This is a genomic window from Saccharopolyspora cebuensis, from assembly GCF_039542665.1.
Taxonomy (GTDB): Bacteria; Actinomycetota; Actinomycetes; order Mycobacteriales; family Pseudonocardiaceae; genus Saccharopolyspora; species Saccharopolyspora cebuensis.
The window spans coordinates 421014-443934 of the sequence record NZ_BAABII010000003.1 but is presented as its reverse complement, the minus strand read 5'-3'; the positions used below and the strand labels follow the sequence as shown (position 1 = coordinate 443934).

Genomic DNA, 22921 nt, shown 5'->3' with positions numbered 1-22921 from the left:
CCGGGATCGGTGACAGGAAGGTTCCCCTGTTGCCACCGGTGACAGGAAGGTTCCCCTGCTGTCACCGGTGACCGGAAAGCGGCCCTGCTGCCACCGGTGGCAGAAAGCGTCCCTCCTGCGGTCACGCCAGGGCGGCGGCGCGGACGGTGCGGATCGCCTCCGGGACGCCGGCGAGCAGGGCGGACGCGCCGATCGGGGCGCCGACGCCGTGGCCGCCGGTGCCGCGGGCGGCCAGCGCCGCCGCGCGGGAGTGGACGTGGCTGGCGTAGCCGCACGCCTCCCAGGCGTCGACGCCGGAGGCGAGCAGGGCGCCGATCATCCCGGTGAGCACGTCGCCGGAGCCCGCCGTGGACGGCCACGCGTGGTGCGAGTCGTTGACCAGCACCCGGCCGTCCGGTGCGGCGATCACCGTGGTGTTGCCCTTGAGCAGGACCACCGCGTCGTAGCGGGCGGCGACCTCGCGGGCGGCGCCGACCCGGTCGATGCCGAGCTCGTCGCCGGAGAGCCGGGTGAACTCGCCCGCGTGCGGGGTGAGCACCAGCGGGGCGTCGGGTTCGCGCGCGTCCCAGAGGGAGGGGTCCTTGGCGAGCAGGGTGATCGCGTCGGCGTCGGCGCACACCGGGTGGCCGGAGCGCAGCACGTGCAGCATCACGTCCCGGCCGCTGGACCCGGTGCCGATCCCGGGGCCGACGGCCCACGCCTGCACCCGCCCGGCGTCGGTGATCGAGCCGGTCGCGATCACCTCGGGCCAGTGCGCGCGGACGACGTCGGCGGCGGGCCCGGCGTAGCGGACCATCCCGGAGGTGGTGCGCACCGCCGCCCCGGCGGCGAGCACCGCGGCCCCGGGGTAGGTGGCCGATCCGGCGGCGACCCCGATCACGCCCTGGCTGTACTTGTCGTCCTCCGGGCGCGGGACCGGCCAGCGCTCGCCGACGTCGGCCGCTTCGAGGACCCGCAGTTCCGGCTCGCCGAGGTCGTCGTCGAGGCCGATGTCCACCAGCTGCACGTCACCGGAGCGCACCGCCGCCCGGCCGAGCACGTGGCAGGGCTTGCGCCCGCCGAAGGTCACCGTGACCTCGGCCTGGACCGCCGCGCCCTCGACCGCGCCGGTGACCGGGTCGACGCCGCTGGGCAGGTCGACGGCCACGATCGGCGCGGTGACCCGGCGGACCAGCTCGGCGGCGACGGGTCGCAGCGGGCCGCGCGCGGCGAGCCCGACGATGCCGTCGACGACCGCGTCGGCGCCTTCCACGGCGTCCGCGGCGGCGGCTCCGATCCCGGCGGTGTCCGGGCTGGCCCCGGTGGCCTCGACGATCCGGCCCCGGGCGCGGCGCAGCGCGGTGAGCCCGGCCGGGTGCGCCTTGTCCGGGGAGAGCAGCACGGCGGTCACCGCGGCGCCCCGGCGGCGCAGGAACGCCCCCGCCCACAGCGCGTCACCGCCGTTGTTGCCGCCGCCGACCAGCAGCACCACCCGCCGACCGGCCACGCCGCCGGTCTGCTCGGTGAGCACCTGCGCCGTCTGGACCGCCACCGCGAACGCGGCCCGGCGCATCACCGCGGGCTCCGGTGTCCTGGTGAACAGCCGCTGCTCGGCGGCGCGGATCTGGTCCGGAGTCCACACTCCCTGCATCGAGCCTCCCTGCCTCCAGCGGTAGGGCCCCAGTCTGCACGCCGGGGCGCGGTCCACCACAGCTGATCGCGTGCTCAGCGGTGCTCGGCGACGACGAAGGCGCAGGCCGTCCCGCCGTCGTGGCTGAGCGAGACGTGCCAGGTGGTGACCTCCAGCGCGACGGCGGCCTCGGCGAGCCGACCGGTCACCCGCAGGTCCGGGCGGCCGTCGGCGGCGCTGAGCACCTCGCAGTCGGTGAGCCGGTAGCCGGCCGGGGCGCCGAGGGCCTTGGCGGCGGCCTCCTTGGCGGCGAACCGGGCGGCCAGCGAGCGCGCCGCTCGCGGCGTGCCCGCCGAGGTGGTGCGCTCGGCCGGGCTGAACAGCCGGTCGGCCAGCCCCGGGGTGCGGCGCAGCGAGGCCCCGAAGCGCGCCACGTCGACCAGGTCGGTCCCCACGCCCACGATCACGAGAACCCCCCGTTCGGGTCATGAGTGAGGGGCACCCTTGTCCGAGTTACTCGGTCAAGGGTGCCCCTCACTCAGCGAAAGATCACTCGACGGTGACTGATTTGGCGAGGTTGCGGGGCTTGTCGACGTCGTAGCCGCGGGCGCGGGCGATCTCGGCGGCGAGCACCTGCAGCGGCACCGTGGAGACCAGCGGCTGGAACAGCGTCGGCACCGACGGGATGGTGATCAGCTCGTCGGCGAACGGCCGCACCGCGTCGTCGCCCTCCTCCGCGATCACCACGGTGCGGGCGCCCCGCGCCTGGATCTCGCGGATGTTGGACACCATCTTGGCGTGCAGCAGCGCCCGGCCCTTCGGCGAGGGCATCACCACCACGACCGGCAGGTCCTCCTCGATCAGCGCGATCGGCCCGTGCTTGAGCTCACCCGCCGCGAAACCCTCCGCGTGCATGTAGGCGAGCTCCTTGAGCTTGAGCGCGCCCTCCAGCGCCACCGGGTAGCCGACGTGGCGGCCGAGGAACAGCACCGCCTTGGACGTGGCCAGCCGGGTGCTGAGGTCCCGGACCTGGTCGACGGTGGCGAGGGTCTGGCGCACCGCGTCCGGCATCTCCGAGAGCTCCTCGAACTCGCGGGCCACCTCGTCGGAGTACTTGGTGCCGCGCGCCTGCGCCAGGGCCAGCCCGACCAGGTAGTTCGCCGCCACCTGGGCCAGGAAGGTCTTGGTCGCCGCGACCCCGATCTCCGGGCCGGCGTGGGTGTAGAGCACCGCGTCGGACTCGCGCGGGATCTGCGCGCCGTTGGTGTTGCAGATCGCCAGCACCCGGGCCCGCTGGGTGCGGGCGTGGCGGACCGCTTCGAGGGTGTCGGCGGTCTCCCCGGACTGCGAGATCGCCACCACCAGGGTGTCCCGCCCGAGCACCGGGTCGCGGTAGCGGAACTCGCTGGCCAGCTCCACCTCCACGGGCAGCCGGCACCAGTGCTCGATGGCGTACTTGGCGACCAGGCCGGAGTGGTAGGCGGTGCCGCAGGCCACGACGAAGACCTTGTCGATGTCGCGCAGGTCCTGCTCGGTGAGCCGCTGCTCGTCGAGGACCACGCTGCCGCCGGTGAAGTGCCCGCTCAAGGTGTCCCGCAGCGCCTCCGGCTGCTCCTCGATCTCCTTGAGCATGAAGTAGTCGTGACCGCCCTTCTCGGCGGCCGACAGGTCCCAGTTCACCGTGAACGGCTTGGCGGCGACCTCCGCGCCGGTGAAGTCGGTCACCCGGTAGCCGTCGCCGGTGATCGTGACGACCTGGTCCTGCCCGAGCTCCACGGCCTCGCGGGTGTGCTCGATGAACGCGGCGACGTCGGAGGCCACGAAGTGCTCGCCCTCGCCGACCCCGACCACCAGCGGCGACGACCGGCGCGCCGCGACGATCCGGTCCGGCTCGGCGGCGTGCGTCACGACCAGCGTGAACGCGCCCTCCAGGCGGCGGGCGACCGCGCACGTGCTCGCGGTCAGGTCCCCGGCGGTCGGGCCGTCGGCGTAGGCGGCGGCGACCAGGTGGGCCGCGGTCTCGGTGTCGGTGTCGCTGGCCATCTCGACGCCCGCGGCTTCGAGCTCGGCGCGCAGCGCGGCGAAGTTCTCGATGATCCCGTTGTGCACCACCGCGACCGCGCCGGCGGCGTCCCGGTGCGGGTGGGCGTTGCGGTCGGTCGGCGCCCCGTGGGTGGCCCACCGGGTGTGCCCCATGCCGCTGGTGCCCGCGAAGCGGTCGCCGTCGACCTCACCGAGGCGCTTCTCCAGGTTCGCCAGCGCACCGGCGGCCCGCTCCACCGCCAGCCCGCCGGCGCCGTCGGCCAGCGCCACCCCGGCGGAGTCGTATCCGCGGTACTCCAGGCGCCGGAGACCGTTCAGCACGACGTCCAGCGCCGGGCGATGTCCTACGTAACCAACGATGCCGCACACCCGGCCAAGGGTAACGACTCCGCGCGGCCGCAACCTCGTGAGGACGGTCGCAGCCGTCCCCCGTCCGGTCGCCACCGCGCGTGGCGCGACCGGTCCGCTACCGTTGCCGACCATGGGGCGCACTGCCAAGAAGGCCTTCGAAGAGCTCTCCCGGCGCGGACCGCACGACGTCCTGCACGGGGACCTGTCCCTGGTCGGGATGCCCGGGCTGGTGTGCACCCCGCGCAGCGGGGCGGGGCTGCCCGCGATCACCTTCGGGCACGGCTGGCTGCAACCGCCGCGGCGCTACCTCGCGCTGCTGCGGCACCTGGCGTCCTGGGGGTTCGTGGTCGCCGCACCCGGCACCCAGCGCGGCGCGCTGGCCTCGCACCGGCTGTTCACCGCCGACCTGCGCACCGCGCTGGACGTCTGCACCGGCGTGCGGCTCGGCGAGGGCGGGATCAGCGTCGACCCCGACCGGCTCGGTGCCGCCGGGCACGCGATGGGCGGCGGCTGCGCCGTGCTGGCCGCGGCGGAGGACGAGCGGGTGCGGGCGGTGGCCACGCTGGCCGCCTCGGAGACCCGGCCGTCCGCGCTGGCGGCGGCCCACCGGGTGCGGGTGCCCGGGCTGCACCTCGCCGCGGGCAACGACCTGCTGGCCCCGGCGGTCGCCAACGCCGAACCGATCGCCCGCGCCTGGGCGGGTCCGGTCCAGCTCCGGATGCTGCCCAAGGCCAGCCACCTCGGGTTCACCACCGGACGGCACTGGTCGGAGCTGGTGCTGCACGGCCGCTCCGAGTACGCCGCGCAGCGGGTGGGCAAGGCGCTGCTGACCGCGTTCTTCCTGCGCACCCTGCGCGGGGACGAACGCGGCGCGGAACTGCTCGACGCCGACGTGGCGGGGACGAAGATCGACCGCGAGCACACCCGCGCCGCCTGAGGTCCACCGATCGCCGACGACGCGCCCGCCGCCTTGCCGGGTGCGGGAGAATCACGCCCATGAGCGCGCCCCAACCGCCCCAGCAGCCCGGCCAGCCCCCCGGGTATCCGCAGCAACCCGGCTACCAGCAGCAACCCACCTACCCCGGGCCCCAGGGATACCCGCAGCAACCCGGCCACCCGCAGGCGTACCAGCAGCCGCAGCAGCAGTGGGGCCAGCCGCCGCAGTGGGGGCAGCAGCCGCAGCCGCCATCGCAGGGCGCTTCGGCCGTTCCGGCCCGGGTGCTCGGCGCCCTGGCCATCGTCATCGGCCTGGCCATCATCATCGGCTACTTCTTCCACGGCGTGAACCCGCTGCTCTGCGTGTCCGCCGGGCTCGTGTCGATCGCGGGCGGCGTGCTGCTGGTCCTGCGGCACTGGATCGGCCCGTTCCTGCTGATCGGCGCGACGGTGCTGTGGCTGGTGCACGTGATCGACCAGATGGTGCACCGGTCCTCGTTGAACTACCTCTACGACACGCTCGGCGGGGTCCTGTTCTCCTGGCGCGACTTGAGCATCCTGGTACCGATCCTGATCGTCACCGTGCTGAGCCTGCTGCCCTTCACCCGCCGCGGCCTCAAACCCCGGTCGGCGGCACCCGCCCAGGCCGCACCGCAGCAATACCCGGGTCAGCAGTACCCGGGGCAGCAGTACGGGACGCCGCAACCCCAGCAGCCCGCTCAGCAGCAGTACGCCCCGCAGCAGCAGTACGGCGGTCAGTACCCGCCGCAGCAGTACGGGGGCCACCCGCCCCAGCAGTAGCGCTCCCGGCCGCACTCCACGGTGGATCGCAACCCGGGTTCGGACCCGCGCCCGGGTGATCGACGCCAGGTGAGGGCACCTTCGTCCGACTATGCCGGATGAAGGTGCCCCTCACTCAGCTTCCGAACGGGTGCCGGGCGGTGCGCGCGGTGGTGCCGGTCACGGCCAGGTTCGCCCGCCGATTGCGATGGAGTCGCCTGCCGCCCTTGTCCGGTGCGGGACAATCAGCGGCCATGAGCGCGCCTCAGCCACCACAGCAGCCCGGCGTACCTCCCGGGTACCCGCAGCAAGCCGGTTACCAGCAGCAACCCGGTTACCCCGGGCCTCAGGGGTACGCGCAGCAACCCGGCCATCCGCAGGCGTACCAACAGCCGCAGCAGTGGGGTCAGCCGCAGCCGCCGCGCCCGTCCGGTTCGGCGGTTCCGGCCCGGGTGCTCGGCGTGCTGGCGATCGTCATCGGCCTGGCCATCACCCTCGACTTCGCCTTCAGCAACCTGGTCAACACGCTGATCTGCGTGCCCGCCGGGCTGGCGCTGATCGGGGGCGGCGTGCTGCTGATCCTGCGGCACTGGATCGGCCCGTTCCTGCTGATCGGCGCGACGGTGCTGTGCCTGGCGTTCGTGGTCAAGGGCATCGTGCTTCGGGCCACGTCGGAGTACCTCGGCGGATCGCTCGGCGAGATCCTGTACTCCTTTGCCGAAGTCATCACGCTGGTGCCGACCCTGATCGTCACCGCGCTGAGCCTGCTGCCGTTCACCCGCAACGGCCTCAAACCCCGGTCGGCGACCGCCCAGGCCCCGGCCCACTACGGCGCACCCCACCAGTACGCACCGCAGTACCCGGGGCAGCAGTACGGGACGCCGCAAGCCCAGCAGCCCGCTCAGCAGCCGTACCCGCCGCAGCAGCAGTACCCGCAGCAGTACGGGGGTTACCCGCCCCCGCAGTAGCGCTCCGGGCTGCGATCCGCGTGGATCGCAGCCCGGTCAGCACCAGCTCAGTCCAGCCACTTCCGCTCTTCGAAGTCCTCGTCGTCGTCGTAGGCGGCTTGACGGCGCGGAGCCGGGCGGGGAGCCGGTTTCGGCTGCGCGCGGGGCGGAGCCGGTGGCGGTTCCGGTTCCGCGCGGCGGCCGAAGCGGCCCGCCTGGACCCCCCAGCCGGCGGGCTCCTGGCGCGCCGGCTCGGGCCGGGCGTGGCGCGGTGCCTCGCCCGGCTGCGGCCCCGACTGCTGGGCCGACTGCGGCGCGGTGCCGGCCGCTTCCGTCGGCTCCGGCTTCGGCTGCTGGGCGAGGATGCCCTGGGAGAACCGCTCGACCTCGGGATCGACGTCGTCCTCGTCGTAGTCGTCCCGGACCGAGATCTCCGCGAACCCGGCTGCCTCCTTCTCCTGCGCCTTGCGCAGCGCCTGGGTGCGCTCGGCGATGCGCTCCGCCAGCTTCTGCGCCTTCTCGATCCGCTCGGCGGAGTTCTTGTCCGCGTCGGCGGCCGACTCCTGCCACCGCTGGCGCACCGCGCTCGCGCTGGCCGAGTTCTCCGCGACCAGCCCCGCCATCCGGTTCCGGAACGCCTTGACGTTCTCGCTGACCTCGGTCACCGCGCTCCTGCCTCCTCAGCCACCCCGGGCATCACTGCTCCTGCTGCTTGTCCTCGCCGAGCACCGACCGGAACCGCACGTTCGACGCGTCCACGCCGGAATCGAAGAGCTGGCCCTGGGTGCGCCACGGGCTGGAGTTGGTCCGCTCCTGGTCGGCGCCCTGCTGCTGGCCGCCACCGGCCATGCCACCCATGCCGCCCATCATGCCGCCGCCCATCGCCCCGGAGCTCTGGCCGCCGCCGGAGGACGTCGCGCCGCCACCGGACTCGCCGCCCATCGAGGCCAGGCCGCTGGCGCCCTGCGCGCTCCCGGAGGCGGCCTCGGGCGCGGGGGCGTCACCGGCCATGCTGGCCAGGCCGGTCGCCCCAGGACCGCGCGGCGGTTCGGCGGGCGGTTCCCAGGCGCCGCCCGGACCGCCGCCCAGGGGCACCGCGCCCAACGGGCCGCCGCCTCCCGGCGCACCGCCCGGGGCACCGCCACCAGGGGCACCACCGCCCGGGCCGCCGCCCGCCGGTCCACCGACGGCCGGGCCGCCCACTGCCGAGCCCGCGCCCTGGGCACCGCCGGAGTCGCCGACCCCGCCGAAGAGCTGCCCGGAGGCGCTGCCGAACGAGTTCTGCGCGCCGTCGGCCTGCCCGAACAACGAGCTGAACCCGGCGGACTGCGCCGTGGTGGGCGCGGGCTGCGGACCGCTCGGCGGCTCCGCGGGCGGCTCGGCGGGCATCCCGGCGACCCCGGCCGGGGTCGCGGCGACGCCGCCCTGCACGTCCTCGACCGGCCGGGCCGAGCGGAACCCTTCGCTGGGCTCGGACGGCGCCCCGGGAGCGACCATCGGTTCCTCGGCCGCGATCCGCGGACCGGCGGCCATCGGCTCGCTGGTCACGGCCTCGAACCGGCGGGGCTCCGCCCCGAAGTCGAGGGACTCGTCGAGGCGGGGACTGCCATCACCGTTGTCCACGGAGACCCGGACCTCACCCTCGGGCGTGCGCTCCAAGGTGATCGTGCGATCGCCCTCCTGGATCACCGCCTTGCCGTCCTCGCCCGCCTGCACCGGGATCGCCGGCGCGTCGGGGGCGTCGAACCCGCCGACCTGCGGCGGAACGCCCGGCATCGCCTGCGGCCCGTCGAAGCCGCCCTCCTGCGGCACGCCCGGCATCGGCTGCCCAGGCATCGGCTGCCCGGTGAATCCGCTGGTCGACCCGGGTGCGGGCATCGGCTGCCCCTCGGGCCCCAGCGGCATCCCCGGCGAACCCGGCGTCATCGGCTGCCCGCCGAAGCCGCTGGTCGACCCGGGGGCGGGCATCGGCTGCCCCTCGAATCCCTGCGGCGGGACGCCCGGCGAACCCGGTGCGCCCAGGCCGGGCACCTGCCCCGGCTGGGCGTCGAACCCGCCGACCTGCGGTGGAACGCCCGGGGATGCCGGGAAGCCCGGAACTCCGGCGGGCACGGCCTGCCCGGCTTCGCCCTCGGGCGGGAAGATCACGTCGTAGGTCTTGGGCTGCCCGTCCTCGCCGGTCAGCTCCACCTGGACGTGCCCGTCCGGGCCGGGTTCCCGCACGTCGACGGCGTTCTCGCCCGCGCCGACGGTGATGGTCTCGGGCTCGCCGACGCCACCTCCGGCGCCGCCGCCCATGCCGCCACCGGCGCCACCGCCCATGCCGCCGTCCTCACCAGGACCCTCCGGCATTCCCGGCACGTCCGGCGTCTCGACGCCGGGGACCTCCGGCATCGGCGGCATCTCCGGCGTGGGCGGCATCTCGCCACCGGCACCGCCGCCCATGCCACCACCGGCACCGCCACCAGCGCCGCCACCAGCGCCGCCGCCCGTGCTGCCGCCCATGCCGCCGTCCTCACCGGGGCCTTGCGGCATCTCCGGGCCCGGGGACACGTCGGGCACCTCGACCTGGGGAACCTCCGGCGCGGGCGGCATCTCCGGCGTCGGCGGCACCTCCGGCGCAGGAGGCATCTCCGGCGCGGGCGGCGTCCCGCCGCCACCACCGGCACCCGGACCCGAACCGCCACCAGCGCCAGGCCCCTGCGGCATCTCCGGCACCGGCGGCGCCTCCGGCGTGGGCACCTCCGGTGCGGGCGGCATCTCCGGGGTCGGCGGCACCTCCGGCGCCGGCGGGGTCTCCGGGGCAGGCGGGGTCTCCGGGGCAGGCGGGGTCTCCGGCGTCGGCGGTGCTTCCGGCGTGGGCGGCGCCTCGCCACCGCCGCCGCCACCGGCGCCCGGACCCGAACCGCCGCCCGCACCCGGGGCTTCCGGCACCGGCGGCATCTCCGGCGTCTCGACCTCGGGGACCTCCGGCGCCGGCGGCATCTCGCCACCGCCACCGCCGCCACCACCGGCACCCGGACCAGCACCGCCGCCCGCACCCGGGCCGGAACCGCCACCGGCGCCCGGACCCGAGCCGCCGCCCGCGCCGGGGTCGCCGCCCTGGTCACCCGGCGGCTTCTCGGAGTCCTCGCCGCCCGGGTTCTGGAACGGGTTCGCCTCGGCCTTGCCGAGCTCCTCGTTCAGGCCCTTCCACGCCTCGTCGATGTTCTTCTTGGTGTCGTCGCAGAGCGTCTTGAAGTTCGCGCAGTTGTCCTCGACCGACTTGGCGAAGCACTCCCGGACCTGCTTCATGCACTCGTCCCGGATCTTCTCCTTGGCCTCGTCGGTGAGGCCGCCGCTGCAGCCCTCGTCGATCTTGACTTCCCAGACGCGGCACGCGGTGCGCATCAGCTCTTCGTCCTCGGTCTGGTTGGCGACCTGGATGGTGATGTCCCAGTCCGAGGTCCCCTTCCCGCCGATGTTCTCGCTGTACTGGTCGAATTCCAGCACGGACTCGGCCTTGGTCCGGACCATTTCGGAGATCGACTTGCAGCTCTCGTTGGTGATCGCGGCGGCGTCACCGATGCGGGTGATCACCCGTTCCTGCGCGGTGGGCGTGAAGGTGCCGGAGAAGTACTGCTGCGACGAATCGGCGGCGGCGCCGGTCCAGCTCCCCCAGAGCTTGCCGAGCCGGTCCGACATGCCCTGGTGGGCCTCGCGCATCCCCTTCTCGGCGGCGGAGAGGTCCTCGGCGGACTTGGCGAACTTGTCGAAGTTCAAGCCCCGCTGCTGGTCGTAGAGCTCCTTGACCTTGTCGACGGCGAGCACCTTGCTCTTGTCGTTGTAGGCGTGCTCGATCTTCTCGTAGAGCGGCACGAAGCGCTCGAAGAAGCGCAGGCCCGGCTTGCCCGCGTCGAGGAGCTCATCGGCGGTGGCCACCCCGGCGCCGCCGTGGGAACCGGACTCGCCCTGGGTGCGGCTGTCCTCCAGCGTGGCCCGGCCGTCGGTGACCGCCTGGTCGTGGTTCTCCTCCTTCTCCTTGGCGTCGTCGCGCTGCTTCTTGGCCTCCTCGACGGCCTGGTCGAACTGGTAGTTCCCGCCGTAGCCGCCGTAGGCACCGCCGTAGCCGCCGTAGTAGGGCCCGCGCATGAGCTGCTCTTTGAGATCATGCGACACGTTCGGGTTGTCGAGCAGCCCTTGGATCTCGTCGTAGTTGTCGGCGTCCTCGTAGGGGTACTTCCAGCCGTTCTCGCCCGCCATCAGTTACCCCCCGACTGGCCGACGGTGTCGGCGGCCTCGGCGTCGGACCAGTCGTAGCCCGCGCCCGTCTGCTCCAGCTTCCCGGCGAAGTCGTCCATCGCGTTGGCGAGGCTGGTGGCGCACGCGGAGAGCTTGTTCATCGCGTCCTGGTAGCCGGTGAAGTGGTCACCGTGGGCCTTGCCGAAGTCCTTCGCGCCCATGCCGAGATCTTTGATCTTCTTGCTGTGGTCGTCCCGGATCGGATCCGCCGCACCACGGATGTTCCCGGCCGCGGAGGCGAATTCCCCCGCGTTGGCACCGAATCCCGTCACCGTGCCCCCTCCTCGTGCTCCAAGCCTGCCGCCGATCAGCGATGCGCCGATGATCGGCTTCCTCATCTTGGCAGGTTCGGCACCGGAGCAGGTCTGAACCGGTGAACCACTTGCAGAAGCGAAGACTCACTGGGGCGGGTAGTGCCCCTGCGGGTATTGCTGCTGCGGGTGCTGTGGTTGCTGGGGGTACTGCTGCTGCGGCGGAGCCTGCTGCTGGAAGGTCTGCGGGTAGTGCGGGTAACCGTGCTGCGGGAAGCCACCCGTCTGCTGCCCGCCGGTCTTGCCTTCGCGGGACTTGACGATCAGGAACGCCGCCAGCGCACCGGCACCACCGCCGACGACCAGGCTGATCAGCACGGGGATCACGATGTTCACGGTGCCCTCCTCCGCTCGTGGGGCGGCCCGCCGACGACCGGGCCGCATGCGCCACTGTGACACGCCGACGAACGGCCCCACCGGGGGCTACCGCTGCCGGGGCGGCCCGCCGGCCCCGGGCCGGAGCAGCACCGCGACGAGCGCACCCGCGCCACCACCGGCGAGCAGTCCGACCACGGCGGGAAGGAGGATTCCGACGGCTCCGGACAGCATGGGCGACCTCCGCTTCCGTTCGACCATCCCGAACGTAGTGGAACCACCCACCCGCCAGGAGCGGATTCACGAACGATCCGGGAGCCGCCCGGCTTCCGGGGACGGCCTAGAGCAGGTACAGCGGGATACCCCAGGCCTGGGAGATGACGATCGCCATCACGCCGCCGAGCGCCAGCCCCACCAGCGGCAGCACCAGCACCATCAGCAGGTCTCCCCCGATCCGACTGCGCATGGTGATCAGCTCCGCTGCCGTTGGGTGCGGTTCACGAACCTGGACCGGCCGTCGTGCGCTGCGTTGAGGGCCTTGATCCCGGCCAGCGCGAAGACCGCGAGCACGATGATTCCGAGGACCAGCCCGATGGCGACGAGTCCGATGGTGGTGGCGACGACGATGGCACCCATGTGAGCAGGGTCTCACAGATTTCGCCGACCGGAGACCTAGATCACAAGAATCACCGGATCGCGGCAACGACCTCGGCGAGTCGCTGCGCGGCGGCCTGCGCGGTGTCCTCGGCCGGCGCCTCGACCATCACCCGGACGAGTTGCTCGGTCCCGGAGGGCCGCAGCAGCACGCGACCGGTGGCGCCCAGCTCGGCCTCGACGGCGGCCACCGCCTCGGCGACCTCCGGGGCGACCGCGACCGCGGCCTTGTCGTGGACCCGCACGTTGACCAGGACCTGCGGCAATCGGCGCATCACCTTCGCCAGCGACGCCAGCGAGGTCCCGGAGCCCGCGACCCGGCCCATCAGGCGCAGCGCGGTGAGCAGCCCGTCGCCGGTGGTGGCGTGGCCGGGCAGCACCACGTGGCCGGACTGCTCGCCGCCCAGCGAGAACCCGCCGGAGCGCAGCTCCTCCAGCACGTACCGGTCGCCGACCGCGGTGGTCCGCACCTGGATGCCGTGGTCCTGCATCGCCAGGTGCAGGCCGAGGTTGCTCATCACGGTCGCGACCAGCGTCTTGTCCACCAGCTCGCCGGCCTCGTGCATGGCCACCGCCAGGATCGCCAGGATCTGGTCGCCGTCGACGACGGTGCCGCTGTGGTCCACCGCGAGGCAGCGGTCGGCGTCGCCGTCGTGGGCGATGCCCAGGTCGGCGCCGTGCTCGACGACCGCGCGCTGGAGCACGTCGATGTGGGTGGAGCCGACGCCGTCGTTGATGTTGATCCCGTCCGGATCGGCGTGCAGCGCGATGACCTCGGCCCCGGCCCGGCGGTAGGCCTCCGGGGCGGCCGCGGCGGCGGCGCCGTTGGCGCAGTCCAGCACGACGCGCAGGCCGTCCAGCGGCTGCGGCGTGGCCACCAGCAGGTGATCGACGTAGCGCTGCACCGAGTCGGAGACGTCCCGGACCCGGCCGACCTGCGCCCCCGTGGGCCGGTCCACCGCCTCGTCGAGGCGCGCGGCGATCTCGTCCTCCACCGCGTCGGGCAGCTTGTGCCCCCCGGCGGCGAACAGCTTGATCCCGTTGTCGGGCATCGGGTTGTGCGAGGCGGAGATCATCACGCCCAGGTCGGCGCCCTGGTCGGCGACCAGGTAGGCGATGGCGGGCGTGGGCAGCACGCCGACCCGCAGCACGTCGGCACCGGCGGAGGCCAGCCCGGCGGTGACGGCGGCCTCCAGCATCTCGCCGCTGGCCCGGGGGTCGCGGCCGACGAGGGCCACCCGCCGCCGCTGGGCACCGTCCCGGTCGTAGAGGACGCGGGCCGCCGAGGCGGCGATGGACATCGCGAGTTCGGGGGTCAGGTCGGCGTTGGCCAGACCGCGGACCCCGTCGGTGCCGAACAACCGGGACATCAGCAGCAGCTCCTCCTCAGCCCGCACGGGCGTATACGACATCCGCGGGAGCGGTCCGGCGCCCGGTGGGCGAGGGACCACTCCCGCGGATGGTAAGGGCTCACGCGGTGCAGGGCTGCCGTCGTGAGCGGCGTCCAGGTGGACGAACCGCAAGGCGGAGGAAGGTGTCGCAGCGGAGCCGCGGCGACCGGCGATCGCGCAGCGCATCGCCGCGCGCAGGCTCCGCCCTCTCCGCGCGAGCCCTCGGCAGCGAGATCAGCGCTTGCTGAACTGCGGCGCCTTGCGGGCCTTCTTGAGGCCGTACTTCTTGCGCTCCTTCTCCCGCGAGTCGCGGGTGAGCATGCCGGCCTTCTTCAGCGCCGGGCGGTCGTCCAGGTCGTAGCTGGCGAGCGCGCGGGCGATGGCCATGCGCAGCGCACCGGCCTGACCGGAGGGGCCGCCGCCGGAGAGGTTGCCGATCACGTCGAAGTTCTCGAGGCGCTCGACGGTCACCATCGGCTCCTTGATGAGCTGCTGGTGGACCTTGTTCGGGAAGTACCCCTCGAGGGTCTTGCCGTTGAGCTTGAAGTTGCCGTTGCCGGGGACCAGCCGGACCCGGGCGATGGCCTGCTTGCGACGGCCCACGGTCTGCACCGGCTGGCCGATCGGCATCGGGGCCACGTCCTCGGCGACGTAGTCCTCCGGAGCGGGCGCGGTCACGGTCTCTTCCTGGAGTTCGTCAGTCACTTCTCGACCTTCGCGTTGATCTCGAACGGCTGCGGGTTCTGGGCCTCGTGCGGGTGGTTCGGACCCGCGTAGACCTTGAGCTTCTTGCTCATGGCGCGGCCGAGCTTGTTCTTCGGCAGCATGCCCTTGATCGCCTTCTCGAGCAGCCGCTCGGGGTGGCTCTGCAGCACCTGGCCGAAGGACTGCTTGCGCAGACCGCCGGGGTAACCGCTGTGCCGGTAGTGGAAGGCCTGCTCCCGCTTGTTGCCGGTCAGGGCGACCTTCTCGGCGTTGACGATCACGACGAAGTCGCCGACGTCCATGTGGGGGGCGTACATCGGCTTGTGCTTGCCGCGCAGCAGCGTCGCGGCCTCCGTCGCCAACCGGCCGAGCACCACATCCTCGGCGTCGATCACATGCCAGGCGCGGGTCACCTCGCCGGGCTTCGGGCTGTACGTGCGCACGGATCTACCTCGTCGTTCGCGTCGGAATCTCAGTGCGGAGCCCGCCTCGATCACGCTGGTCGACTACCGCGGATCCGTCCGGGAGTCGCACATCCGCCAGCACCGCCGGGACCGCCATCCCTCGCGGTCCTCGGGCGCGTGCCGCAGTCGCGCACCGCACAACAAAGAATCAGGGTACTTGGTGGCCTTCAGCCCGGTCAAAACGGGTCCGACTTACCGGACGCCGCCGTTGCCCGCGCTGCCGACCAGGGCCATTTCGCCCACCTCATGGTACTCGGCCGCCCCGGGACGGCCCCGCCGCCCCCTGCGCGACGGCCCCGAGCAGCACGACGGCCCCGGCGCGAGGCCGGGGCCGGGTGTGCTGCGGACCGGGAGCGGTCTCAGCCGCCGAAGCGAGCGGCGTTGCGCTTCTCACCGGCCTGGTAGGACTCGTTGGCCGCACCGACGGCCAGGCCCATCTTGGCGGTGATCTCCTGCATGTTCTTCGCGGCCTGGTCCCACTCGCGCTGGGCGGCGTAGTAGGCCTCCTTGGCCGAGCCGTCCCAGGTCTCGACCAGCGGCTTGAGCATCTGCTCGAGCTGGTCCAGCTCGGACTGGATCTTGGTGGCCGTCTGGCCCAAGTCGTCGGCAGCCTGGCTCAGCTGCCCGAAGTCAACCTTGATCTCACCCATTGTCGTCCCCTCAGGTGGTGTCGTGATCAGTGGAGAAAAGTGGTGACCGGCTGGATCAGCCGTTGAGCAGGCCCTCGATCTTGGAGATCTCCTGGGCGCTCTCCTCCTGCTGCTGGACGTAGTCCTGGCCGGAGCTGCGGATGTTGTCGCTGATCTCCTGCAGGCGCTGGTTGATGACCTTGGCGTTCTCGTGGAACTGGTCGGTCAGCTTGCGGAAGACGTCGGACGCCTGGCCCTTCCAGCCGGCCAGCACGGGCTCCAGGTTGGACTGGAGCTGGTTGACCGCGGTCTCCACGTTGTTCTTGACCTCTTCGACCTGCCCCGCGGCCTGCTCCATCAACTGCGCGTCGGTACCGAAACCGCTCATCTCGGGTTGACCCCCTTCGTTCGTGCTCGACTCGAACCCTGCGACGCAGACATTGCCACGCCCGGTTCCACCCTGTCCCGGTTTTTCCCGCAACCCGTTGCTGTTGTGAACGCGGAACGCGGGAACCGCAGGTCACCGCATGATTCGCGCTTGCGAAAAGTCGAGGTCGCTGCCGTCCGAAGACGTGTGCTCCGGCGATTCCGGAGTCGCATCGGACGTTTCCGCCGCTTTCTCCGGGAACTCCTCGACCGGCAGTCCGGCGCGCCGCCGGTAGTCGGCCGCCGCCGCGGCGTGATCACCGCCGCCGCCGGGCGCCTCCCGCGCGAGCTCCCCGGTGCGCTGCCGGAACTCCTCGGCGTGCCGGTGCGCGTCGGTGCGCGCCCGCCGCCCGCGGCCGACCGCGTCGGTCAGCGCCGCCCGCAATCTCCGGATGGATTCTTCCCGTTCCACGACCGCGCCTCCTCACCGGCGATTCCGGGGCACCGCCCGGCCCGGAATTCACCGCACCTTCATCGTTGCGACGACCTGTTCGCAGGCGCGCAGCACCGCGTCCTTTTCCGCGGCACCCCGTTGGCATCCGACGCTGATGCGGAATCGTCCTTCGTGCAGGACGTACCAATTGACGGTCCGCCCGTCCAACCGCTGCTGGTAGAACACCACGTCGCGTCCGCTGAAACTGGCGTCGGGGTCGAAATGGCTGAACGGCCGGCCCGCGGAGACCAGGCCCTCGTACTGGGTGCGCAGCTCCTGCACGGCCCGGTCCCGGCCGGCCTCGGCGTTGTAGGTGAGCCCGCCCTGCTGCACCGAGATCACCGCGCCGGGCGTGGCCTCGACCGGGGTCAGCACGGTCTCCCAGTTGTCCCGGTCGCCCTCGGCCGACCGCCAGTCGGCCGGGTGCGAGAAGGCGTAGTTGAACGCCCGCGCCCGCCTGCTGTCCTCGGCCGCACCACCGCCGTCGAACAGCAGCAGCGCGGCGACCACCCCGGCCACCACCAGGGCCGCCGCGCCCGCGCCGACGAGCAGCGGGACCCGTCGGGTCCGCCGCGGCGCCGCGGGCAGCGCCACCGGGCGCGTCCGGTCGGTCGCGCCGATCACGATGGTCGAGGCGGTGCTGAGCGGGTCCTGCTCCGGGGGACGTCGCACCGCGGGACCGGAGTACCCGCCCGCGGGCGCCAGCCCGCCGGTGCGGTCCGGGTCCAGCCGCACGGCGCGCAGCGCGCCGCGGGCCACCACGGTCTCCGGCTGGTCCAGCGTGGTCGGCACCACCCCGGTGCGCTCGTGCAGCAGCCGGGACACCAGCGGGATCCGGCTCGACCCGCCGACCAGGAACACCCCGGAGAGCTGACCGCGCGGCACCCCGCCGTCGCGGAGCACGGCGAGCACCAGGTCGGCGGCCCGGGCCAGCGGTTCGGCGATGAGCGCTTCGAGGTCGGCGCGGGTGACGTGGGCGTCGGAGAACGGCGGCGGCATCGGCACGTCGGTGTAGGTGTGCCGGGACAGCGTCTCCTTGGCGCCGCGCACGTCCTGGCGCAGCACCCGGCGGCGGCGCCGGTCGGCCATGTCGCGGCCCTCGACGAGCCGCCGCCACGCCTCCGGGTCGGTGCCCGCGACGACGCCGCCGATGTGCTCCAGCAGCGCCTGGTCGATGTCGGCGCCGCCGAAGTTCGGATCGCCCTTGGTGGCGAGCACCTGGAACCGGGCGCCCTGCTTGCGCACCACGCTCGCGTCCACGGTGCCGCCGCCGAGGTCGAGGACGGCCAGCGCGGCGCCCTCGGCCAGGCCGTTGCCCGCCGAGTGGAACACCGCGGCGGCCACCGGTTCGGGCACCAGGACGACTTCCTTGGCCAGCCCGGCGGCGGCACCGCGCAGCTCCCCGGCGCGCAGCGCGCCCCAGTCGGCCGGGTGGGTGAGCACCAGCAGGTCGACCACCGCGCCACCGGCGTACCGGCGGGCCTCGTCGACCGCGCGCCGCAGCACCGAGCGCACCACCTCGCCGACCTTGAGCACGCTGCTGCCCAGCAGCAGCTCGCCCTCGTCGATGCGGCGCTTGGGGTGCGGCTCGAACCGCGACGGGTCGACGGCGGCCTGCCGTTCGGCCTCGTGGCCGACGAACAGCGTGCCGTCGGCGGCGGCGAACACGGCCGAGGGCACCAGCGGCTGGCCGTCGATCACGACGACCTGCGGTTCACCACCGCCCACCGAGACCACCGTGCACGTGCTCGACGTGCCGAAGTCGATCGAGACGTGCAGCGACACCCAGAACTCCTTCACCGTCGGCGCGATCCGGGACGTCCGCGAAGCCGGACCGCCTCGCGCGCCGGCTCCCCGAGCACCCTAGAGGCACGGGTGCGGGTGCCCGCACGGTCCCGCGCCCGCCCGGCGAGGTGAGGGGCACCCCCGCCCAAGATACTGGGACGAGGGGGCCCCTGACCCAGATATCGAACGGGTTACCCGCCCGCGGCGCGGACCTCCTGGACGCGGTTGTCCAGCGCGCGGCCGATCTCGGCCGGGCCCAGCGGGGCCAGCACCAGTTCCGTCCCGGTGCCGGTGAGCCCGTAGCGGCCGTCCGGCTCGAAGGCGTCGAACCACTGCAACACCGGGGAGCGGTGCGCGCGGCCGAGCCGGTCGCGGTGGTTGGCGGTGAACTGGCCGTCCCGGAGGTGCGGTGCGTCGACGAACCGGCGCAGCTCCCGCACCTCGCGTTCCAGGCCCTGCGGACCGGAGCTCATCACGTCGAGCTCGCTGAAGTCCCGCTCCTCCTGCGGTCCGAGCGCGCTGAGCGGCACCGCGACCCGCGGCTTGCTGCCCGGTGGTGCGGGCGGCATCCCCTGCACCGCGGCGGCGGCCAGCGAGGTCCGCGGGTGCTCGGTGATCCGCACGTCACCGCCGAACTGCTCGGTCTCGCCGGGGAACTGCTCGACGACCACCGCGCCGTCCTCGGTGGCGACCGACAGCAGCCGCGCGGGCGACTCCGACTCGGCGTCGGGCATCCAGATGCCCTCGATCCACAGGCCCGGCTTGGAGATGCGGTCGAGCGCGCGGGCGAACGCCGGGTTCAGCGCCGAGCCGTCGACCAGCCCCGCGGCGCGCAGCTCCGGCAGCGTGCGCTGGAGGAGGGCGGCGCGCTCCTCCAGCGTCGCGCCGTGCGAACGCACCGCGAGCGGGAACGGTTGCTCGTCGAACCGCCCGAGCTCCCAGCACAGGTCGAACCACAGCGGGGGCAGCAACCAGCGCATCGGCGTCACGCCCCGAAGACCGGCGGCGCGGTCTTGGGCATCTCGTCGAGCCACACGTCGTCCTGCTCCTCCAACCAGCCGGGCCGCTGGTGCTCCTCGTCCTCCTGGCCCTGGCCGCGCTGCCCCGCACCGGCGCCCATGCCACCGGCCATCCCACCGCGCCCACCGGCACCACCGGCGCCACCGGCGGCGGCACCACCGGCCCCGGCCGCGCCCGCACCACCGATCCCGGCGCGACCACCGGCACCCGGCGCGGCCCCGGCACCGGGCCCGGCGCCGAGCCCGCGAGCACCGCCGGCGCCACCGGCACCGCCGCGCACCCCGACAGCACCACCGGGACCACGCCCACCGCCCGCACCGGAACCCGGCCGAGCGCCACCGGGACCACCGGGCGGCATCGCACCGACCGCGCCGTACCCCGGCCCGCCGGGCGTCGGCGTCGACGAGCCCGGCGTCGGCGCGTACCCGGGCCCAGGAGTGCTCGGCGGGGTAGCCCACGCCGAACTGCTCTGCGCCGGAACGTTCGGCGTCGCGGAGAACCCACCACCACCGCCGCCACCACCCGGCACGGAACCGACGCTGCCGCCACCACCGGGACTCGTGCCGAGCGCGCTGGGCTGCTGACCACCGGGGATCGACGAGCGGTCCGTCGCCGAAGGCGGCGGAGGCGGCGGGTTCAGCGGGTTCACCGGCGGCGGGAACGTCGGCGTGCTCTGGTCCACGGCCTCGTACCCGGGGCCGTAGACGTTCTGCACGATGGCGCGGGCCTGCTTGTCGGCCTCCATCCGCTCCCGCATCTGGAGCGCCGCGTCGGCGGTGCCCATCATCCCGCCGGTCATCATCGAACCCGCGCCCGTGATCACCGCCCGAGCAGTGCTCGGCTCCGGCGGCGGCACGAGCGCGGCTTCAGTCTGTCCAGCGGTAACCCCGGCTTCCCGGATCTTCAGACCAGTGGCTTTCACCGCATCGCCGAACGACCGCCCCCAGTCCTGCAACGGCTTCGCGGCGGTGAACCCGGCCTCGGCGGCCTCCCCGCGCATCCCGTCCCCAGCGGCTGCGCGGGCCTGGCTGTCCAGGTCGCCGAAAACCTCGGCGACCTCGGCCCCGAGCTTTTCCCACGCGAGCCCGAAGGCTTCGATCCGGTCAGCCTTGAGGGACGGCTTGAGCTGGCTCGCCAGCCGCGCCTGGTCCCAGTCGTTCCAGTTGTCGTGCTGCGTGATCGACGCGGGATCGTAGCCGGAGACCTCCAGACCGCGCTGCTCACGGGTCAACGCCGCTTGGTCCTGCCGAGCGGCTTGGGCAGCTTCTTCCCGAGCCTGCCGCTGCGCTTCCTGCGCGTTGGTCTCCCCACCGGTGACGGAAGCGTGAATGTCATGCACCGCACCCGTGACGGCATCGACCTTGTCCGAGACGTAGTCAACGCCGTCGGTGAACCAGTTCCCCACGTCCTGCTACCCCCTCAAACAACCTTCACGCAGGCAATCTCGACTCGACAACCTCTGCGATCTTCAGAACCTCAGCGCAAGGGTCAACATTCGCCATCACGTCAGAGGTGAGCGTGATGTCGACGATCACGGAACCTGAACCGACATACATGGTCTGGTTGCACGTCCCTTCGCCCTCAAAACCCAACGCGATCCCCTGAAAACCTTCGTGCGAACCCACTTGGTTCGGGGCGAACATATCGAACTGGCTCCGCTGCCCTTCCCAGAAGGCACGGTCGTCCTTTGGCGCCTCCAGCACACCAAACTGAAGGTTCTCGCCCTCGAAGTCGCAACCCGTCTGCCCAACCCCAAGATCATTGGGAATGCCTTGCGGCTCAGCCCCGAAAGCTTGGATCTCCTCAGGCGCCAGCACGGTGCACGGATCGAATTCCTGGAACACATCCTTCGCCGGAGGCGGCGCCGCTGACGGTTCAGCGCCCTGTTCTCCCCCGCATCCCGCCACCAGCAATCCAACCGCAGCGGCCACCGCCACCCCGGAGACCCGTTTAGTACGCATGCTCTTCATCAGATCAGACACTCCGCCCCAATTGACGAGCCTGCTCCTCATCGTCACTTTGCGTAGCACGCCCTGAGTCCCGATACGCCTGGCTCATGTTCCGAAGGATTTCTTCCATATCGCGCAAGATCGTCGCTAGTCCCGGACCTCCGGATCCTCCCGTGACCTTGTCGTTGAACTTCTGCTCCAGGCCACGCCCTATGTTGCAGTCACCGTAGATGCCCGCCACTACAAGACGGCTGGCGTGACTGATCATGTTTCGCACGTCATCAGCCTTGTCCTCGTAGACCTTGGCGACTCGCTCGGCCGCTTCGGGGTCCATCACGAGCTGGCCCGAGTCCACCGCCGCACGCAACCCATCGGCGCGCCCGCTGAGCGCCTTCGCCCCTGCGGCGAAGCCTTCCATGCCCGTCGTCATCGCCCACCCCCTCAAACGGACGGTGATCGTCGCGCCTCGTTCGGCGACGATCACGGCGGATGAGCATACCGTGTGGCGCTCTCAACGCGGACAACTTTCACGAAAGAGAACGCGACATCCTGGTCACACCACCCGGCGAGCGGACAGGCCCGCACCGGCGCGCTCACCAGCGGGCAAGGCCGTCACAAGGTACGGAGACGTTCGGCCACGGCCTTGGCCACGGCGGAGTACTTGGCCGAGAGCGCCGCGTCGTCCATCTTCGCGTCCTGGAAGTGCACCAGGTGGCGGCCGACGCGGAACAAGTAGGTGCTTTCCTGATCCAGCCTGGTGACCGCCAGTGCCTGCGAGTCACCCACAGTCTCGGGCAAGGTCCGCGCAGGCCCTCCAAAGACGCTCACCTTTGCAGCGGGGTCGAGGTACTGGTCCAGCGCCATTCCGGCGATCCGTTCATCGCGGAAGGTTTGCAAGGTCAGTCCCAGGCCCCCGACGTCGTCGAACAGGTCGCGTTGCTGACTCGTACGACGGCATTTGGTCTCCACGAAACGTCCCGTCTGCGCCATCCCGCGGTCGAGCAGCCTGACCTCGCCCACAGTCCACTCCCGCTCGATCACCCCGGAATCCGGCAGGCCGACCATCGAACTCAGGTCTTCGGCCGTGAGCGCTTCGCAGGGGTCGGGAACACGGCCGTACGGCGCGGGGTAGGTCGCCACATTCGGCGGCGCGGGCGGCTGTTCGAGTGCGGCGGCGATCCTGCTCAATACCTGCTTCGCGAGATCCTGCGATCGACCGTCGGGCAGATTGGACGAATTCCCGAACAACGTCTGGACCACGGTGTCGCCCTTGCGCAGCGCACCGTCGACCCACTTGGGGTCGTCCTCGTCAGGAAGGAGGTAGATCTCCCAGCCGTGCTCGGTGTAGGGCGGCTGACCATCTTCCTCGTACATCTCGATGGTCTTCGCGATCTCCTCCGACGTGTTGTAAGGAGGTCGTTTGATGTCGATGTCGACGCGACCTCCGTCGGCGAAGAACACGGCACAACTGCTCAGTCCCATGAACATGGAACCCGGCTCCTGCGTCACCGGTTCGACCGAGGTGTGAGGATCGGGCAGCCTCTCCCAGATATCGGAGTCCCCTTCCAGCGTGAAACCTTGCTGGACGAGGAACTCCACCGGAATCATCTGGCAGGCGTTGCGCGCCTCCACCGGCCCGTACCGCGCGGGGGTTCCCTCTCCGGGAGCGAGCGGCAGCAACGGCCCTGCCTTTTCCTGCTGCTTCTGCTCATCGCCACTCGCGAGCGTCACCGCGGTCACCGCGCCAGCGCCGAGCAGCACGACGCCGAGCAGCGACAAGGTCACGATGAGACCGGTCCGCCGCTTGTGAGGCGGCTTGCCCGGCGGATACGGCATGTACCCGTGCGGCCCCCACTGCTGCTGGTAGTAGCCAGGCTGAGGCTGACCAGGTG

The 22921-nt window shown here is 72.4% G+C and carries 25 protein-coding genes; 3 read left to right on the top strand and 22 right to left on the bottom strand.

The genetic code is table 11. The features are described from left to right. Positions 1-121: 121 nt before the first annotated feature. The 3 genes from ABD976_RS04945 to glmS all read right to left on the bottom strand — a co-directional run bounded on the left by ABD976_RS04945 (position 122) and on the right by glmS (position 4021). The gene (locus tag ABD976_RS04945; RefSeq protein ID WP_345357784.1) at positions 122-1630 is read right to left on the bottom strand and encodes an NAD(P)H-hydrate dehydratase; all 1509 of its coding nucleotides are present in this window, start codon (positions 1628-1630) and stop codon (positions 122-124) included. A 74-nt stretch (positions 1631-1704) separates the two neighbouring features. Beyond that, positions 1705-2076, bottom strand: a complete 372-nt coding sequence (locus ABD976_RS04940; RefSeq protein ID WP_345357781.1) for a holo-ACP synthase — start codon at positions 2074-2076, stop codon at positions 1705-1707. Between the two features lie 82 nt (positions 2077-2158). After that, entirely contained in the window at positions 2159-4021 is a 1863-nt protein-coding gene (gene glmS / locus ABD976_RS04935) for a glutamine--fructose-6-phosphate transaminase (isomerizing) (protein WP_345357778.1), read from the bottom strand. Between the two features lie 112 nt (positions 4022-4133). Here glmS and ABD976_RS04930 point away from each other — a divergent pair, with 112 nt between their 5' ends. The 3 genes from ABD976_RS04930 to ABD976_RS04920 all read left to right on the top strand — a co-directional run bounded on the left by ABD976_RS04930 (position 4134) and on the right by ABD976_RS04920 (position 6687). Beyond that, positions 4134-4940 (top strand): dienelactone hydrolase family protein, encoded by an 807-nt coding sequence (locus tag ABD976_RS04930; RefSeq protein WP_345357775.1) that lies wholly within the window; start codon positions 4134-4136, stop codon positions 4938-4940. A 59-nt stretch (positions 4941-4999) separates the two neighbouring features. Beyond that, positions 5000-5740: a hypothetical protein gene (locus ABD976_RS04925; protein WP_345357772.1), complete on the top strand. Its 741-nt coding sequence runs from the start codon at positions 5000-5002 to the stop codon at positions 5738-5740. A 233-nt stretch (positions 5741-5973) separates the two neighbouring features. Further along, on the top strand, positions 5974-6687 hold the full coding sequence (locus ABD976_RS04920) for a hypothetical protein (RefSeq protein WP_345357770.1): 714 nt from the start codon (positions 5974-5976) through the stop codon (positions 6685-6687). A 47-nt stretch (positions 6688-6734) separates the two neighbouring features. On the opposite strand, the gene ABD976_RS04915 is transcribed toward ABD976_RS04920, so the two are convergent. From ABD976_RS04915 to ABD976_RS04825, 19 genes are all read right to left on the bottom strand, one after another. After that, entirely contained in the window at positions 6735-7331 is a 597-nt protein-coding gene (locus ABD976_RS04915) for a hypothetical protein (RefSeq protein ID WP_345357767.1), read from the bottom strand. 31 nt (positions 7332-7362) lie between these two features. Then, on the bottom strand, positions 7363-10908 hold the full coding sequence (locus tag ABD976_RS04910; protein ID WP_345357764.1) for a hypothetical protein: 3546 nt from the start codon (positions 10906-10908) through the stop codon (positions 7363-7365). Then, entirely contained in the window at positions 10908-11219 is a 312-nt protein-coding gene (locus ABD976_RS04905) for a WXG100 family type VII secretion target (protein ID WP_345357761.1), read from the bottom strand. The genes ABD976_RS04910 and ABD976_RS04905 overlap by 1 nt, the downstream gene beginning before the upstream one ends. 126 nt (positions 11220-11345) lie before the next feature. Beyond that, on the bottom strand, positions 11346-11594 hold the full coding sequence (locus ABD976_RS04900; RefSeq protein WP_345357758.1) for a hypothetical protein: 249 nt from the start codon (positions 11592-11594) through the stop codon (positions 11346-11348). Between the two features lie 87 nt (positions 11595-11681). Then, the gene (locus tag ABD976_RS04895; RefSeq protein ID WP_345357755.1) at positions 11682-11807 is read right to left on the bottom strand and encodes a hypothetical protein; all 126 of its coding nucleotides are present in this window, start codon (positions 11805-11807) and stop codon (positions 11682-11684) included. 106 nt (positions 11808-11913) lie between these two features. Then, positions 11914-12039 (bottom strand): hypothetical protein, encoded by a 126-nt coding sequence (locus tag ABD976_RS04890; protein WP_345357752.1) that lies wholly within the window; start codon positions 12037-12039, stop codon positions 11914-11916. A 5-nt stretch (positions 12040-12044) separates the two neighbouring features. Further along, entirely contained in the window at positions 12045-12209 is a 165-nt protein-coding gene (locus tag ABD976_RS04885) for a hypothetical protein (protein ID WP_345357749.1), read from the bottom strand. A 50-nt stretch (positions 12210-12259) separates the two neighbouring features. Continuing rightward, positions 12260-13597, bottom strand: a complete 1338-nt coding sequence (gene glmM, locus ABD976_RS04880; RefSeq protein ID WP_345358724.1) for a phosphoglucosamine mutase — start codon at positions 13595-13597, stop codon at positions 12260-12262. A gap of 255 nt (positions 13598-13852) precedes the next feature. Next, a complete protein-coding gene (rpsI, locus tag ABD976_RS04875) occupies positions 13853-14323 on the bottom strand; it encodes a 30S ribosomal protein S9 (protein ID WP_369775075.1) in 471 nt (156 codons plus the stop codon). Continuing rightward, positions 14320-14766, bottom strand: a complete 447-nt coding sequence (gene rplM / locus ABD976_RS04870; RefSeq protein ID WP_345357746.1) for a 50S ribosomal protein L13 — start codon at positions 14764-14766, stop codon at positions 14320-14322. Before rplM ends, rpsI begins: the two co-directional genes overlap by 4 nt. Positions 14767-15146: 380 nt before the next feature. Next, the gene (locus ABD976_RS04865) at positions 15147-15437 is read right to left on the bottom strand and encodes a WXG100 family type VII secretion target (protein ID WP_345357743.1); all 291 of its coding nucleotides are present in this window, start codon (positions 15435-15437) and stop codon (positions 15147-15149) included. Positions 15438-15492: 55 nt separating this feature from the next. Further along, a complete protein-coding gene (locus ABD976_RS04860) occupies positions 15493-15804 on the bottom strand; it encodes a WXG100 family type VII secretion target (protein ID WP_345357740.1) in 312 nt (103 codons plus the stop codon). Between the two features lie 132 nt (positions 15805-15936). Further along, complete coding sequence (locus ABD976_RS04855) at positions 15937-16254, bottom strand: hypothetical protein (protein WP_345357737.1); 318 nt, start codon at positions 16252-16254, stop codon at positions 15937-15939. Positions 16255-16302: 48 nt separating this feature from the next. Continuing rightward, entirely contained in the window at positions 16303-18060 is a 1758-nt protein-coding gene (locus ABD976_RS04850) for a type VII secretion-associated protein (protein WP_345357734.1), read from the bottom strand. 191 nt (positions 18061-18251) lie between these two features. Further along, positions 18252-19040, bottom strand: a complete 789-nt coding sequence (locus tag ABD976_RS04845) for an ESX secretion-associated protein EspG (protein ID WP_345357731.1) — start codon at positions 19038-19040, stop codon at positions 18252-18254. Positions 19041-19045: 5 nt separating this feature from the next. Then, complete coding sequence (locus ABD976_RS04840; protein ID WP_345357728.1) at positions 19046-20311, bottom strand: hypothetical protein; 1266 nt, start codon at positions 20309-20311, stop codon at positions 19046-19048. Positions 20312-20510: 199 nt separating this feature from the next. Next, a complete protein-coding gene (locus ABD976_RS04835) occupies positions 20511-21062 on the bottom strand; it encodes a DUF3558 family protein (protein ID WP_345357725.1) in 552 nt (183 codons plus the stop codon). Next, a complete protein-coding gene (locus ABD976_RS04830) occupies positions 21055-21513 on the bottom strand; it encodes a hypothetical protein (protein ID WP_345357722.1) in 459 nt (152 codons plus the stop codon). The genes ABD976_RS04835 and ABD976_RS04830 overlap by 8 nt, the downstream gene beginning before the upstream one ends. 128 nt (positions 21514-21641) lie before the next feature. After that, positions 21642-22814, bottom strand: a complete 1173-nt coding sequence (locus tag ABD976_RS04825) for a hypothetical protein (protein ID WP_345357719.1) — start codon at positions 22812-22814, stop codon at positions 21642-21644. Positions 22815-22921 lie beyond the last annotated feature (107 nt).